Annotated in this window: 10 protein-coding genes and 1 pseudogene; 4 read left to right on the top strand and 7 right to left on the bottom strand. The window is 49.1% G+C overall.

All coding sequences use genetic code 11. The annotated features are described in order from the left end of the window. A pseudogene (locus ACTHMC_RS07585) lies at positions 1 to 486 on the bottom strand (hypothetical protein); the annotation flags it as partial. A gap of 127 nt (positions 487 to 613) precedes the next feature. Here ACTHMC_RS07585 and ACTHMC_RS07580 point away from each other — a divergent pair. Further along, entirely contained in the window at positions 614 to 1,048 is a 435-nt protein-coding gene (locus tag ACTHMC_RS07580) for a DUF1761 domain-containing protein (RefSeq protein ID WP_440412244.1), read from the top strand. Positions 1,049 to 1,112: 64 nt separating this feature from the next. Here the strand turns inward: ACTHMC_RS07580 and ACTHMC_RS07575 are convergent, their stop codons facing one another. Together ACTHMC_RS07575 and ACTHMC_RS07570 are read right to left on the bottom strand one after the other, a co-directional pair. Beyond that, entirely contained in the window at positions 1,113 to 1,775 is a 663-nt protein-coding gene (locus tag ACTHMC_RS07575; protein ID WP_440412242.1) for a DUF1579 domain-containing protein, read from the bottom strand. A 140-nt stretch (positions 1,776 to 1,915) separates the two neighbouring features. Beyond that, on the bottom strand, positions 1,916 to 2,578 hold the full coding sequence (locus ACTHMC_RS07570; protein WP_440412240.1) for a DsbA family protein: 663 nt from the start codon (positions 2,576 to 2,578) through the stop codon (positions 1,916 to 1,918). Positions 2,579 to 2,827: 249 nt separating this feature from the next. On the opposite strand from ACTHMC_RS07570, the gene ACTHMC_RS07565 reads away from it, so the two are divergent. The 3 genes from ACTHMC_RS07565 to ACTHMC_RS07555 are packed head-to-tail and all read left to right on the top strand — an operon-like array spanning position 2,828 to position 7,329. Beyond that, positions 2,828 to 4,480: a hypothetical protein gene (locus ACTHMC_RS07565; RefSeq protein ID WP_440412238.1), complete on the top strand. Its 1,653-nt coding sequence runs from the start codon at positions 2,828 to 2,830 to the stop codon at positions 4,478 to 4,480. A gap of 21 nt (positions 4,481 to 4,501) precedes the next feature. Next, the gene (locus tag ACTHMC_RS07560) at positions 4,502 to 5,731 is read left to right on the top strand and encodes a hypothetical protein (protein ID WP_440412236.1); all 1,230 of its coding nucleotides are present in this window, start codon (positions 4,502 to 4,504) and stop codon (positions 5,729 to 5,731) included. Continuing rightward, entirely contained in the window at positions 5,731 to 7,329 is a 1,599-nt protein-coding gene (locus ACTHMC_RS07555; protein WP_440412234.1) for a T9SS type A sorting domain-containing protein, read from the top strand. The genes ACTHMC_RS07560 and ACTHMC_RS07555 overlap by 1 nt, the downstream gene beginning before the upstream one ends. Before the next feature lie 76 nt (positions 7,330 to 7,405). On the opposite strand, the gene ACTHMC_RS07550 is transcribed toward ACTHMC_RS07555, so the two are convergent. The 4 genes from ACTHMC_RS07550 to uvrB form a co-directional block, all read right to left on the bottom strand. Then, on the bottom strand, positions 7,406 to 7,630 hold the full coding sequence (locus ACTHMC_RS07550; protein WP_440412232.1) for a YtxH domain-containing protein: 225 nt from the start codon (positions 7,628 to 7,630) through the stop codon (positions 7,406 to 7,408). Positions 7,631 to 7,890: 260 nt separating this feature from the next. After that, positions 7,891 to 10,509 (bottom strand): hypothetical protein, encoded by a 2,619-nt coding sequence (locus ACTHMC_RS07545; RefSeq protein WP_440412230.1) that lies wholly within the window; start codon positions 10,507 to 10,509, stop codon positions 7,891 to 7,893. 215 nt (positions 10,510 to 10,724) lie between these two features. Then, complete coding sequence (polA, locus tag ACTHMC_RS07540; protein WP_440412228.1) at positions 10,725 to 13,568, bottom strand: DNA polymerase I; 2,844 nt, start codon at positions 13,566 to 13,568, stop codon at positions 10,725 to 10,727. Positions 13,569 to 13,824: 256 nt separating this feature from the next. Beyond that, a partial coding sequence (uvrB, locus tag ACTHMC_RS07535) for an excinuclease ABC subunit UvrB (protein ID WP_440412226.1) occupies positions 13,825 to 15,620 on the bottom strand: 1,796 nt, incomplete at its 5' end.

Genomic DNA, 15,620 nt, shown 5'->3' with positions numbered 1-15,620 from the left:
TTCGGCTTTTGCCTGTTCCAGCTGTGCATTCTTTACCATTTCACTTTCCGATTCTTTCACCAGGAATACGGTTTCATACACATGCACAATGAAGAGCACCGAGATCATGATCACCAGTGTACTTTCGGTTACCACATCCCATTGTACCCTTCCCTGCTGAAAGAGCTGGTACCAGATAATGAGCAGCAGAACACTGATAGGAATGGTGAAGAAAGAAGCGGCCAGCACCAATACAATCACTTTGCGCATCGGTTGATTGAACCAGTTGAAATAACTGCGCAGTGTAAAAAGAAGGTAACGGTTTCCCTCCCATATCAGTAATGATAAACCGATAGTATACAGATAACTCAATTTGATCTTCCAGTGCGGGAATGATGCGTGATCAACCAGCCTGGTCACCAGTGGAATGAGAATACCAAAGAAAGGGACCAGCACCAGTCTGAATCCGATATCGTTCACCCTTGTTGACCCTGGTGATTTCGTCACCGTGCTGTTTGTTTTCGTCGCCTCTTTTTCCACCCCGGTTCTATTTGAATTGTTATGCAAAAATTAGTGAAATAGCTTAGAAGTAGTGATGAGAAGCAGGAATATTTTACTTACAAAATTTTGAAAGATGGTAATGCAATCTGTAAACTGGCTGGCAGTTCTTGTGGCCGGCATTACTGCTTTGGTGACCGGTGGGATCTGGTATTCACCGGCCTTGTTCGGCAGGGCCTGGATGAAGGAAAACGACATGACAGTGGAAGAGCTTCGTAAAAGCAACAAAGGCAAGATCTTTGGATGGAGCCTGGTTTTGTCGCTGGTGGTTGCTACCAATCTGGGCATGTTGCTGGCCAATCCCGTGAGCAGGCTGGAGGGCGATGGCCTGCAGGCTACTGGCCTGATAGAAGGCGCACTGGCTGGCTTCTTCACCGGTGTGGGCGTTTTTGCATTTGTGGCAGTGATTGGATTGTATGAGCACAAAACCTTCAGGCATATCCTGATCAATGGCGGCTACTGCATTCTTGCTGCCCTGCTGATGGGCGCCATCATTGGCGCCTGGCGCTAACCTCAGAAAACCGAAACAAAAAAGCAGGCTTGCACGGCCTGCTTTTTTTATGCTGCAGAAAAAATCAGCGCTTCGTTGATTTGATCTCCATCATCTTCATCTCCTGTCCACCTGCGGGCGTATTGTACATTTCCATGGTATGGTGTTTATCGTCTGTGAAAACGATCACCTGGCGCATCGAACAGTCCTTACCGGTAGCAGGGTCTGGCATAGAGCCTGAAAGTGTAAGGGTTTTAGTGCCTGGATCATAAGTGCCTTCCATGTACATGATACCAGTGCCGCCATTGTCTACCCAGCTGTTTACAAATTTCTTCTTTGTATTGTCATACCCCAGGGTGCTCACCCCTTCAAAAGGTTCGCCCATCATGGTTCCTTTGTAAGTGCTTTGCTGGTAACGGCCACCCATGATCATTTTATTGGTGGAAGTTGATTTGGATGTCATTGGTGGTTTGCCAGGTTCCATCCACATGGTCATTTCATTGTCCCAGTTACCATCCTGTGATGCCAGCATCTTATGCATGTCACCGGGAGTTTTCATTTCCATCCACATCTTCATCATAGCGGCGCTGTCCATGGGGGGTGGAGGAGGTGCTGCTTCCGCAGCGGGTGTTGTTGATGCGGTGGTATCTGTTTTAGTCGCTTCCGTTTTTGTTTCGTTGCCGGCGTTGTTACAGGCTACTAATGAGAACAGAGCGATGGTACAAAAGGCCGAAGCAATCTTTTTCATATAAAGAATAATTTTCAAGTAATTTACTGAAAATAGCTTCCTGACCCAACAGGCACGGGGATTTTAATGGGATGAACAAGGTTATTATCCGGATAAACCGACGTTCATGCGGCCGAAGGAAATGGTCATTTATCAGCTGATCAGTGATGACCGTTCACCTGGTTCACTTCTTTCAGCACATTTTCCACTCTTTGCTGCAGGGTTTCATAATCAGAATAGCCACGGCTGAGCAGGTAAAATTTTGTTTCTCCTACCTGTATCAGTACAGCAGGGAAACCAGTAACCTGGAGTTGTTTGCAAAGGGCAAACTCATACTGAGCCTTTTGTTTGTATTCTTCGCTCCGGAGTTTAGTATAGAATTCTTCAGCGGGGATCCCGTATTTCTCCAGGAGATGGCGATAGGCTTCATTATCAGTAAGGTCGCGCCCTTCATAGTTCAGACTGTATTGAAGGTCGGAAGCGAAAGCTACCTGCTGATCAGGATGGTATTCCTTGAAGATGCACATGGCAATAGCCGGCTTTTCGGAATTGGGGAACCAGTCGCTCTGATCCGGATTGAAGATATGCCAGAGGAAATCCTCCCCGAATTTGATGCCTGTTCTTTCTTCCACCACTTTGTAGGCCTGCGCGATATATCCGGCTGTAACGCCGATATGGCGGGGTTGTTCCGGAAGGATCATGCCCCCGGAGAGAACCTCAAAATTGATCTTGCCTTTATATTCAGTTGCCAGTTTGCTGATCACAGGGCTGAAGCCATAGCACCAGCCGCAATATGCGTCGTAACAGTAATATATAGTAAACATAGGAATGCAAAAATACGGAAAAGGGAGGAGGGCCTTCTTTCCCTCATATCACACTCCAACCTTAATGGTCACCCGTAGATGAAAATCCGCACTCTGACCCGCTCCGGGTATTTGTTAGAGAGATTAATACTAATATTTAAACACTTCGAAATAATATTTTTATACAGCGGTTAAAATTATTATAAGACTTCAATTTTTGTCGTAACCTTATGCTGATAACCATTTTCTATATCCCGAAAAGTATCCAATATGAAGCCAAAACTTACCCGCTGGCGGCGGACGCTCCTACTTCTTGCGTTCGCAATTTGTTCAACATTCCTGCATGCACAGTTAAAAATCGGAGACAACCCAACAACCATTCAAAAGTCGAGTATACTTGAGCTGGAGAGCACCCGTCAGGGCTTGCTGCTTCCGCGCCTGGCAGATACTGCGGCCATTAATTTATTGACTCCTCCCAATGGGATGATCATCTTTCTGAGTTCAGACCAAAGTCTTCGTTTACGCAGCAACGGTAGCTGGGTAAAAATTGCCGACCTTGCATCCGCAACATCCAACTGGTCGCTGACCGGTAATTCGGGAACCAATCCTGCTACCAATTTCATCGGAACCATTGACGGTCAGCCGCTGGTAGTGCGTACAAACAATACCGAACGGTTACGTGTAGACGCATCGGGCAATGTTGGCATCGGGCAGGCAAACCCAACAGCCAAACTGAATGTGGATGGAACTGTGAAACTGGAAAATCTTCCAACCGGTTCAACTGAACTGGATGTACTGGTGATTGCAGCAGATGGTTCCGTTTCTAAAAGGACCATTTCGTCCAGCATATTCGCCAATGCGATCCGTGCTATCAACGGTATTGAGCGCCAGACCCTGAGCATCACTGCTGCGCCCAGTCTTGCTACAGACACGGTGCAGGTGGAGAACCGTGTGGCGGATAGCACCATCGCCCTCAACCTGCCTGTGCAGAACGGATCCTCAGGAGCCACCAAGCCTTATGGTTTCCTGACCTATGCTGACTGGCAGAAAATTCAGAGCGCCATTCAGACCATCACTATCGGGGCGGTAGCCACCCTGCCGGATATCAATGGTATTACTATTGACAGTACGGGCATGGGCACCAGGGTGCTCACGCTTCACCCGGCTAACCTGACCAATCCCGGTATTGTTACTGCCGGTGCACAGACCTTCGGCGGTCCCAAAACATTTGCGGACAGCGTGGTGGTGAATGGAGTGGCGCGATTGAACAACTTAACCACCAATGCAGCTTCTGATACTGTGCTGGTTTCCACCAATGGTGTGATCCAGAAAAGGGTGGTGAGTGCTTCTGCCTTCGGCAATGCCATCAGAAGTATCAATGGTAACCGTGATTCGGCACAGGGGTTTGCTTTCAAGAACCAGGGTACGGACCTAACCGTAACTACGAATGGTACGGACAGTGTGTTCCTGAATGTTCCCAGTGCCAGCCCAACGGCCCGCGGTGTGGTAACCACAACCGCGCAAACCATCGGAGGTACCAAAACTTTCCAGGATAGTGTGAAAGCTGGTGCTGCACTTCTTGTTGGTGCAACCGGAAACGCCAACTCCACCACGCAGCTTACAGGATCATTATCCATCGGCATACGCACCATAACAGCAAGTACCACCGTAACGGGAACAGATAATACGGTGCTGGCAAATACCACTACCGGCGCGATAACCGTAACCTTACCTGCGCCAACGGGACTAACAGGCCGGATCTATACCATCAAAAAGATCGGTACAGGGGGGATCGACAATGCACTGACCATCACTCCAACTTCTGCCACCATTGACGGAGGTTCGAATTTCATCATTTACAATGACTGGACTTTTGTGACGATACAAACAGACGGAACCAACTGGTTCATCATCAAAAAGTAAATGAGGTAAAGCATCTGTCCTATGTTACTACTGAAGAAGTATGTTATAACGGGAATGTTCCTGTTCGTTTGCTGCTGCGCGCTCATTGGCCAGCAACTGAAGCTGGGCGCCAATCCCACCACGCTGATAAAATCAGCGCTGCTGGAGCTCAGTTCTACCAATCAGGGATTATTATTTCCGCGCTTGAGTGATACAGTTGTGATCAACACTTCCAGCCCTCCGGACGGAATGGTGATCTATTTCATACCTACGCGCCAGCTGATGTTGCGCACCAACGGCAGTTGGCAGGCGTTGACAGCCGGTACCTTAACTGCATCCAACGCCTGGCTACTCACGGGTAATACCGTGGGTGCGCTGCGGATCCTGGGTACGCTGGATAATTTCGATCTGCCTGTCTATACCAATAATGCGGAAAGGATGCGGATTTCCACTGCCGGTAATGTGGCCATCGGGGCAACCAGCTTTGATGCCAGTAACCCGGAGAAGCTGTTGGTGAATGCAGGCACAACTTCTTCGGTGAATGCCATCTATGCCAAAGGGAGTATCAACAGTTATTTCCAGATCAATATCATGAACCAGGCCAGTTCAGCCAAGGCCAGTACTGATATTGTGGCCACAGCCAACAATGGCACAGAGTCTACCAACTTCGTAAACATGGGCATTAATGGATCAGGTTGGGTACAGAGCTCGCAAAGCAATATCAGCACGGGGCTTGCAAATGATACTTATTTTCTCGGCGCTGGGCAGGATATGTACCTCGCCAATAACAATACAACAAAGAGCATGATCTTTCTGACAGGTGGTACACTGGCTGCAAATGAAGCCATGCGCATCACTTCAACGGGTAATATTGCGATGGGGGTAACCACTACAACCGCCAAGCTGGATGTCAACGGAACCTATAAATTAGGCGCGAAGGGTAATATCAATAAAAATCAGATCAGTTTTACCGGCTCGATAGCCGCGAACACACAAATAGCGGGCGCCACCCTTGTAGTACTGAGCCTGGGTTATACACCAACTGCTGCTGAATACACTTTTACAGTTCCCACAGCAAACACGCCTACCTCCACACAAGCATCAGTGTCCGTTGGTTTTGGGGCAGACCTTCCGGCCAGTTGTACCCTGGCTTTTGCCCGTCTGCAGCTGATCAGTTCTGTTTATTCAGTAAAGATCAGGATACTCAATCATGGAACAGCAACTGCAACATTTGCGGCAACGCCGGTCTATATTACGATCACAGAGTTCTGATGAATGCCATCATTCGAAATATCATTTTTATACTCCTGCTCTGCAGCCTGTCTGAAACCCAGGCGCAGACAGGGTTCTATGTGCCTCAATCCGGCCGGGTCTTTTTTGCGGGCGATACGGCCACGATCTTTTCCAATGTGCTGAATGCCGGTAAATTCGGGATCGGAAAAAGTGCCGTGGTGAATTTCAAAGGCAAGCACTGGGAGAATGAAGCCGGATCGCTCATTACCGATACCAGTAATGGAGGTGACGGTGTGAATGGATCAGGTGGCCTGATAAGATTTATCGGAGACCTGGAACTGCAATCCCTCTTTGCCGCTTACAATGCTGCCAGCCGCGCAGGTCCTGCATTTGCCAACTTTGAACTTGGCAATCCATTCGGATTGCAGCTTTCTGGCAGCAGTGCTAAAATTCTGCATGAACTGAAACTATCGCAGGGATTATTCTATCTCAATACCAATATCCTTTCACTGGGAAATAATAATCCAGGCGTGATCAGTGGTTATAGTGAGAACCGCTACCTGGTTACTTCCAATTCACCAGGCAGCGGATTACTGATCAGGGAAAATATTTCTGCTGCCGATGGTTTGACGGTCTTCCCTATAGGGTCTAAACCCAATGCCTATACGCCGGGCGCGATTCAGAGCCAGTCTGCAACGGGAGATGATTATTATATGAGCGTGTTTGATAGTGTAAAGGCCAATATTACTTCCGGCGCTAATCTCCGCGACTCTTCCGTGAACAAGACCTGGGAAGTTGGCAAACTCACTAATCCGGGCGTGGACGATGCCCTGGTCTATTTCCAGCACCTGGTGGGTGATGAAGGAAGTTATTTTGCTACAAATCGCAACAGTACGTATGTATCGAGATACAACGGTATCAGGTGGGATTCCACCACCCAGATGCAGCCTCCGGCCATTGGCTTTCTTACCAGCGGAGCGCCGCTTTCCAACAGTGGGGTGAACAGCAGACTGGGAACCGGAATGATCGGAAGCTCCACATTCTTCACCAAGTTCACGGGCATCAACAAGCCGCTGCCGGTGGAAACAAAAGCCTGGCTGAACGCTTATCGTACAGACTGGAAACAGGTGAAAGTATACTGGACCACCAAGCCTGAGATCGATCAGGATTATTTTGTGGTACAGCGCAGGCTGAGCACAGAAAGCGGCTTCCGTGATATCGATACCGTGAAATCAAAGGCGCCGAATGGAACCAGCATCAATCCGCTGAACTATTCCATCATGGATGAAAATTCGCATACAGGTATCAGTTACTACCGCCTCTTACTGGTTAACCTTCGTAACGAACAGGCTTTTTCCAATATGGTTGCCGTGAAGGGAAAGCCGGGTGGCTATCAGCTTCTGTTATGGCCTAATCCGTCAACCGGAAGATTCTATGTTGGCATAAGCGGCGCTGTTGTAGTGAAGAGCGTAATGATCTACGATCTGCTGGGAAGAAGAGTGAGAGAAGAGAAAGTGGGAGAACGAACGCTGATCGAAATGAATCTTTACATTCCCGGCACTTACATGATCACATTTGTTGGCGCAGGCGGAGAGATCATCGAAACAAAGAAACTACTGGTACATCCATACAAATAAAAAGCGGGCACCGTTATGTTACGCTGCCCGCTTACTATAAGATGAATATATATAGAGAGTGATTAGTCTGCTACTATTAACCCACTTCCATATCATCTGTCAGATGATTCTTACGAAGGCTCTTCTTTGCTTTGCCTACCAGATCATACGCGCCATTTTTTACTGAGTCTGCCAGATCGCAGGCTCCGTCAGCAATTTTCTTTCTGGTGTCTTTTCCAGAAGCTGGTGCGAATAAAAGTCCAGCAACGGCACCTACAGCTGCAGCAGCCATCATTCCGATAACAACATGTTTTGTTTTCATAACCTGATATTTTATGAGTTTTTAAATTCGTTGTCTGAATTAAGTTAGCCAATTATTATGCCAAAGCAAATACACCGGATATTAAAAAGCGATGAAAGGCTTACTGCTGCAGGTTTTCAGCTATACAGGAAGCCGTGCCTGGAATTGTGGAATATATTGGTGAATTAATACCACAAACTGTGTATCGTGTTGCAAAAAGAACCGCCGGTGCATTGCTGCATCCGGCGGTTATATTGGTAAGCGAAAAGAAATTATTTCTCTTAACCGTTGCGGGAAGGTCTTCCTCCACCGCCTCCCTGTCTTTCTGAAGAGCCTCCTCCTGATGGTCTGCTACCACCGCCACCTCCGCCGTTGCTTTCGCGTCTTTCCACTCTTCTTTCAACGGGGGCCGACTGACGGGCAGGAGGAGAATAGGTTCTTCCGGATCCGCCGCTGCGATCGAAAGATCTTCCGGACCCGCCGCTGTTAGGGCGTTCGTAGGTTCTGCCGGAATTACCACTACTACGTTCATATGTTCTGCCGGGGACTACTTCCCTGTTACCGGAAGTATTGCCTTCTGAAGGCCTTTGATATTCCCTCCTGTTATTATCGCGGCCACCGGGATTGTACTGACGGGCCGGTTGCTCTACCGTTCCTGATGAGTTACCAGGATTGGTGTAGCTGCGGCCGGGGCGTGTGCCGCCGTTGCCGGGAGTACTTCCGGAATTACCACCGGAGTTATTGCCGGGGTTGTAAGTGCGTCCTGGCCTGGTGCCGTTTCCCGGGGTTGTTGTGCTGCCGGAATTCGGGCGCGGGTTATTGCTGTTGCCGCGTTCGTAGGTACGTCCGCCATTGCGGGGCGTATTATTATTACCCGGATCGTAGGTACGGTTAGGCCTGTTATTGTTGCCGTTATAGATTTCACGGCCCCGTGGATTATCGTTCCTGTTGTTGCGGTTATTGTACTCACGGCCACCGTTGTTCCCGGGGTTGGTGCGATTGTAATCGCGGCCAGGTCTGCTGATGCCATTAGGATTATTGGCGTAATCCCTGCGATTGTTGTAACGGTATGTAGGAGCATAACGCTGGTTATCGCGGGTTACCACATCCCTTCTGTAATTGTAAACATTGGTAGTACGGTTGGCGCGAACGATCACTGCAGATCTATGATCATAGTAACGGTTATTGTAGTAACCATAAGTTCTTCCATGATACACGGGTCTGTAGCAATACGGAGCACTGTAGTAACGGGGTCCCCACCAGCCGCCCGACCAGTAGTTCCAGGGGCGATAGCTACCAAAACCTATGCTGGCATTGAACCAGCCTGAGTTATAGTTGAAACCGAAGCCCCATCCATACCAGGGGTTATAACGTACACGGTATCCCCAGGTGCAGGGTCGTGGATAGTAGAAGGTACGATGCCAGGGGCGATAGTACCAACCGGTTCCGTACACGATGGTTGGACCGTAAATATAAGCGTTGAGGTATCCTGGTGTGTAACCCATGTACACGTAGTCAGGAGTTACATCATAGATGTATACATATTTTACATTATAAACGGGATAACGGGGAGGAATAAGCGCTACAGTGGTTGGCCTTTCAACGGCAACAACCCAGGGGCCGTTTGAATTACGGGATTCAAACCATACACCGTTATCAACGGAATAATATCTTCCTCTCCATCTCAGTACAGATGCCGGCGTATTGGTAGCGTAAGCCAGATCGGTTCCATCGATATCTTCAAATTCGGGGCTGCCGTCATAATCAATTTCTGCGCGTGCTTTCTCTCGTTCCACCCTTGCTGTTTGCGGCACTTCAGCTTCGCGAAGTGCATCCCTTGCTGCATCTGTTCCGGCTACGGATGCCAGCACATTGTCTTTATCAGATCCTTCAGGGATCTTTGCAAAGTCGGCAGGCAGGTTATCGGCGGGAACATAGTTCCAGGATCCTGTCAGGGATTTGCTCTGGTACCAGCGACCTGAGATGAGCACGAAGTACTGCTGGCTGGTGATATCCATGAAAATATCATCATCTGAATTTGAAACATAGAGCAGGCTGGTGCCTTCCACTGAAGCCAGATTGGCTTCTCCTTTCGTCTGGATCAGCTCGGCAGGTTCAGTGCTCACAATGATCTTATAGATTGTGTTTTCGTCTTTTTCCATTCCATCGTCGGCGCCTTCATTGTTCTTGTTGGCATCCTGGATAGCCTGTTCAATTTTGTTGAAGCTGGAGCCGGGATTGGTAACGAGCGCATATGGCCCGTTCACTGTTGGAGATGCGTACCAGTGCTTGCCTCCATAGAGATAGAATTTTCCATCACGATTCTTCACAATAGTAAAAGGAGTGTTCACCACGGCATCGATTCCCCAATCGTCATTCCTTTTCAGGTCCGGGTTGCCATCGATCAATACCAGTACAGAAGGCTGATTGGCATAGATCACTTTGGGAGGTTTGTTGCTGATCTCGGAACTTAATTTGGTCTGCTGTGTGTTCAGCTGCAGTGATTGCTGGAGCTGATCATAACGGAAGGAAATTTCCATGGAAGGGATCTGCTGTTCGATCTGTTGTTTGATATCATCCAGCTGATCTTCGCTGATCTCTTCCGGTAATTTGAGGGAGTTGATGCGGGCTGAAACAACGCGCACCTGGTTATTACGGGTTTCTGTAGTGGCTTTGATCCAGGCCATGCCGAAAACAGGATCTGTTTTGCCGCTGGCAACCACTGAAACTGCTGCGCGCGCTTTCAGTGTATTGTCTGCAAATGATTCCGGTTGCCATTCATAGAGTTTGAGGTTGTTGCCCTGGGCGTCGATGGCTTTGGGCCAACTGGTTTGTGCTGTGGCGGATTGCACCAGGGTAACCAGTCCAACTGCACATAAGAATGTATAAAGGAGCTTCATACCGGGGAAATTTAGGTTTTGGGAAATCCGAACTCAGTTTAGACGGGTTGAGAAGAAAATGTTTAATGGGTGCACGCCAGGAACATGTTAAAAAACAACCAATCGTTAAACCGGATGCGGTATACCAGTAATAGCACAAATAAGACGCCACAGACTGTTAGGGGCTTGTAAATTCAAGCCCCTGATATGGTAAAGGAACGTTAAGTATTAGAGGGTTAGTGTGCTTCGAGCCAGTTTTTGCCACCGCCGATCTCTGCTTCTACCGGAACCTCGTTGGGCAATGGCAGGGCGGATCGCATACAATCGAGGATCAAAGGCTTAATTATGTCTACCTCTTCGTGAATGGCATCAAAGATCAACTCGTCATGCACCTGCAAAATCATTTTTGATTTGAACCTGTGTTTTTTGAATTCCTGGTGGAGTTTGATCATAGCCAGTTTGATCATGTCGGCAGCTGTTCCCTGGATTGGGGAGTTGATGGCGTTTCGCTCAGCAAAACCTCTTACGGTGAAGTTGGAGGAGTTGATATCGCGAAGCCAGCGTTTTCTTCCCATCAGGGTTTGCACGTAGCCGGTTTCACGCGCGAAATTGATGGTATCATCCATGTATTTCTGGATGAAGGAGAACTGTTTCTTGTAATTATCGATGATCTCTTTGGCTTCCGTTCTGCTGATACCGAGGTTGTCTGCCAGGCCAAATGCCCCCTGGCCATAGATGATGCCGAAGTTCACGCTCTTGGCTTTGTAGCGCATCTCTTTGGTAACATCGGCTTCATCCACTCCATATACTTTGGCGGCAGTTGCCGTGTGGATGTCTTTGCCAAGTTTGAATGCTTCGCACATGGCGGGGTCTCCGCTGATGGCGGCCACAATGCGCAGCTCTATCTGCGAATAGTCGGCGGAGAGCAGGGTGTGCCCGTTATCCCTTGGGATGAAGGCCTTGCGGATCTCCTTGCCGCGATCAGTGCGCACGGGAATATTCTGAAGATTGGGGTTGTTGCTGCTGAGGCGACCGGTAACGGCCACCGCCTGTGCATAGGATGTATGTACGCGACCGGTTTTGCGGTTGATCATGGTCGGCAATGCGTCCACGTAGGTAGAGCGCAGTTTGGTGAGCTCCCGGTATGCCAGGATATCATCCACGATCTTATTCTGTCCGGCGAGTTTCAGCAATACATCTTCTCCGGTAGCATACTGACCAGTCTTGGTCTTTTTGGCTTTGGGATCCAGTTGTAATTTCTCGAAGAGCACTTCACCCAGTTGTTTGGGTGAACCGAGATTGAACCGGACGCCGGCTTGCTGGAATACATTTTCTTCTGCTTGTCTGGCATCGAGCTCCAGCTGACCAGAGTATTCTTTCAGGAAGTCCACATCAATACGAACTCCTTCGAACTCCATATCGGTAAGCACTTTCACGAGCGGGTTTTCCACTTCGCTGAATACACGCTCCACTTCTCTGGTCTTGAGCATGGGTGCAAAGATCTGTTTCAGCTGGAGGGTAACGTCTGCGTCTTCTGCTGCGTATTCTGTGATCTTAGACAGTTCCACGTCGCGCATATTTCCCTGTGTCTTTCCTTTCTTGCCGATGAGTTCATCGATGTGAATGGGCTCGTAACCGAGGAATTGCACACTGAGTACGTCCATGCTACGTTTGCCATCGGGCTCAATCACATAGTGAGCCAGCATGGTATCAAAAATATTTCCCTTGAGCTCGTAGCCGTACCATTTCAGTACGAGCATATCATATTTAAGGTTCTGGCCCAACCAGGTGATGTTTGTGTTCTCAAAAAGCGGTGCAAATTTCTGCAACAGTTTTTTCGTTTGTTCCTGATCGGGAGAACAGGGAACATAGTAGGCTTCCGCTGTTTTGTAGGAGAAACTCATCCCAACGAGTTCTGCATCATTGGCATCGAGACTGGTGGTTTCCGTATCGAAGCAGATCTCCGGTTGCTCCATCAGTTCTTTGATGAGCGTATCGATGGCCGCATCTTCCGTGATGGCACGGTACTGATGTGCTGTGTTTTTAATGTTTTTACCTGCGTGTAAGGCTTCGGTGCTGGGTGCACGGTCTTCGTCTGTGGCTTCTTCCTCTTTTTTAGGCTTGCCTTTTGCGGCTGGCGTATCGATGGCATTACCGAAAAGATCGGTTTGAACGCCTTGAGGTGCAGCTCCGGGCACTATGTTGAAACTCTCGCCCAATATGCGTTTACCGATGGTCTTGAATTCAAGTTCGCCGAATACTTCTGCCAGGATCTCTTTATTTATCTCCTTCACTTTGAAGTCCTCTTCGTGGAATTCAACAGGAACATTGGTGATGATGGTAGCGAGTTTTTTGGAGAGGATAGCGGAGTTGGCTCCGTTGCGTACTTTTTCTCCGAGTGCTCCTTTGATCTTGTCGGCATTTTCCAGTACGTTTTCCAGCGTGCCATATTCTGCCAGTAGTTTGGCGGCAGTTTTTTCGCCAACACCGGGAATACCGGGAATATTGTCAACAGCGTCTCCCATGAGACCGAGGATATCGATCACCTGGTGTACTTCCTTTATATTCCATTTTTCGCAAACCTCTTTGGGTCCGAGGATCTCGGCATCTCCACCCTGATAGCCGGGTTTGTAGATCTTCACTTTTTCTGTCACCAGCTGACCATAGTCTTTATCAGGTGTAACCATATACACATCGTACCCTTCTTTGGCGGCCAGAATACTGAGAGTTCCGATCACATCGTCTGCTTCATAGCCATCCACTTCCAGAACAGGGATATTGAATCCGCGGATGATTTTCTTAATATATGGAAGTGCGGCAACGAGATCTTCGGGAGCTTCCTGCCGGTTGGCTTTATATTCGGTAAATTCTGTATGTCTTTCTGTTGGTGCTGATGTGTCGAAACACACGGCCATATGGGTTGGCTTCTGGTTGTTCAGCAGATCAAGCAATGTATTGGTGAAACCGAACTGGGCGTTGGTATTAAGGCCTTGTGAAGTGAACCTTGGATTGCGGATCAAAGCATAATAAGCACGGAATACCAGCGCCATCGCATCGAGAAGGAATACTTTTTGACTCATGGCGCTAAGTTAACAACAAAGGCGATTTGATTGCTCAGATATTTAGTACGATTGAAAGCCTGTCTGAAGACGGAAGTTGGGGGCTGAATGCGGTGGGGTGAGTACGTTTACTCCGCGTGTGTCCGGTCGCTCACGTCCCCGCGAGTGACCCATATTTATTCGCCTCCGGCGAATCCAGTGCTCGCCAGAGGCGAGCCAATAGGCGTCACTCGCGGGGACGCGAGCGACTGGCGGCACCATGAGTATTTTGAAGTGCTTAGTGTTTCATCAGTTCCAGTTTTTTCTGCAGCGAGAACATTTCATCCCGCAATCTGGCGGCTTCCATGAAATCCAGGTCCCGGGCGGCTTTTTCCATTTCTTTCTTCACTTTTCCTACTGCTTTCTCCAGCTGGGGAATGGTCTGGTACTCTGCCTCTTCTTCTGCAACGGCAGCAGAGGGACGGATACTTTCTTCCCCTGGCATAACGCGCAGCGGGCTTTCGGGGTCGTAGCCTTTGATATCAACAACGGAGGTTTGGGCCATCACCTGTTCTTTTGATTTCGTAACGGTCCTTGGCGTGATGCCATGTTCCAGGTTGTAGGCGATCTGTTTTTCGCGGCGGCGGCTGGTTTCATCCATCGTGCGCTGCATGCTTTCGGTGATCTTGTCGGCATAAAAGATCACGAGGCCATCTACGTTACGGGCAGCGCGACCGGCTGTTTGGGTGAGGGACCGTTCGTTTCGAAGGAACCCTTCTTTATCTGCGTCGAGGATGGCTACCAATGATACTTCGGGAAGGTCGAGGCCCTCACGGAGCAGGTTCACGCCTACCAGTACATCGATATCTCCAAGCCGGAGCTGACGGAGGATCTCCACGCGCTCCAGGGTATCCACTTCAGAGTGAATGTATTTTGATTTGATGTTGATGCGTCCGAGGTATTTGTCCATTTCTTCGGCCATCCGCTTGGTAAGTGTGGTCACCAGAACACGGTCGCCTTTTTTCACGCGCTTATCTATTTCATCGAGGAGGTCGTCGATCTGGTTAACGCTGGGCCTGATCTCGATGGGAGGGTCCAGCAGGCCGGTTGGACGAACTACCTGTTCGGCCACTACGCCTCCGGTCTGTTCCAGTTCATATTCACCGGGAGTGGCAGATACGTATATCACCTGGTTGGTGAGTGATTCAAACTCGTGGAAGTTCAGGGGGCGGTTATCCAATGCGGAGGGAAGGCGGAAGCCATAGTCTACCAGCACCAGTTTACGACTGCGGTCACCGCCGTACATGCCGCTTACCTGCGGGATTGTCTGGTGGCTTTCATCGATGATCATGAGGTAATCATCGGGGAAATAGTCGAGCAGGCAGAAGGGGCGGGTACCGGGTATTCTTCTGTCGAAGAAACGCGAATAGTTTTCCACGCCGTTGCAGTAGCCAAGTTCGCGGATCATTTCCACATCATAGTTCACGCGTTCCGCAAGGCGTTGTGCCTCTATGAACTTACCGGTCTTCTTGAAATATTCCACCTGTGCGTTGCTTTCATCCTGGATCTCGGTAAGGATCTGCTGAATGATGTCTTTCGGGGCCAGGTAAAGATTGGCCGGGAAGATAGCTGCGGTTTCCTTGCCTGCGATGCGCTTACCGGTTTTAAGATCGAGGCTTTCGATGGTTTCAATTTCGTCACCAAAGAAGGTGATGCGAAGGCCCTGATCGAGGTAGGGCAGGTTAATGTCAACAGTATCGCCTTTCACGCGGAAAGTACCACGGGTAAATTCCACCTGTGTTCTGCTGTACAGGGCGTTCACCAATGCATGGAGGAAGCCCTGCCGGGAAATGGTTTGCCCGCGGTTGATGCGGATGATACCGCTTTCCAGCACCTGGGGATTACCCATACCATAAATACAGCTCACGGATGCCACCACAATGATGTCCCTTCTGCCGGAAAGAAGTTCGGAAGTGGCGTGGAGCCGGAGTTTATCCAGCTCTTCGTTGATGCTGAGATCTTTTTCGATATAGGTGTCAGACACGGGCATATAGGCCTCGGGCTGATAATAATCATAGTAACTAACAAAATACC

Source organism: Pseudobacter sp., assembly GCF_051955275.1.
Lineage (GTDB): Bacteria > Bacteroidota > Bacteroidia > Chitinophagales > Chitinophagaceae > Pseudobacter.
This window is presented reverse-complemented; position numbering and strand designations above follow the sequence as displayed.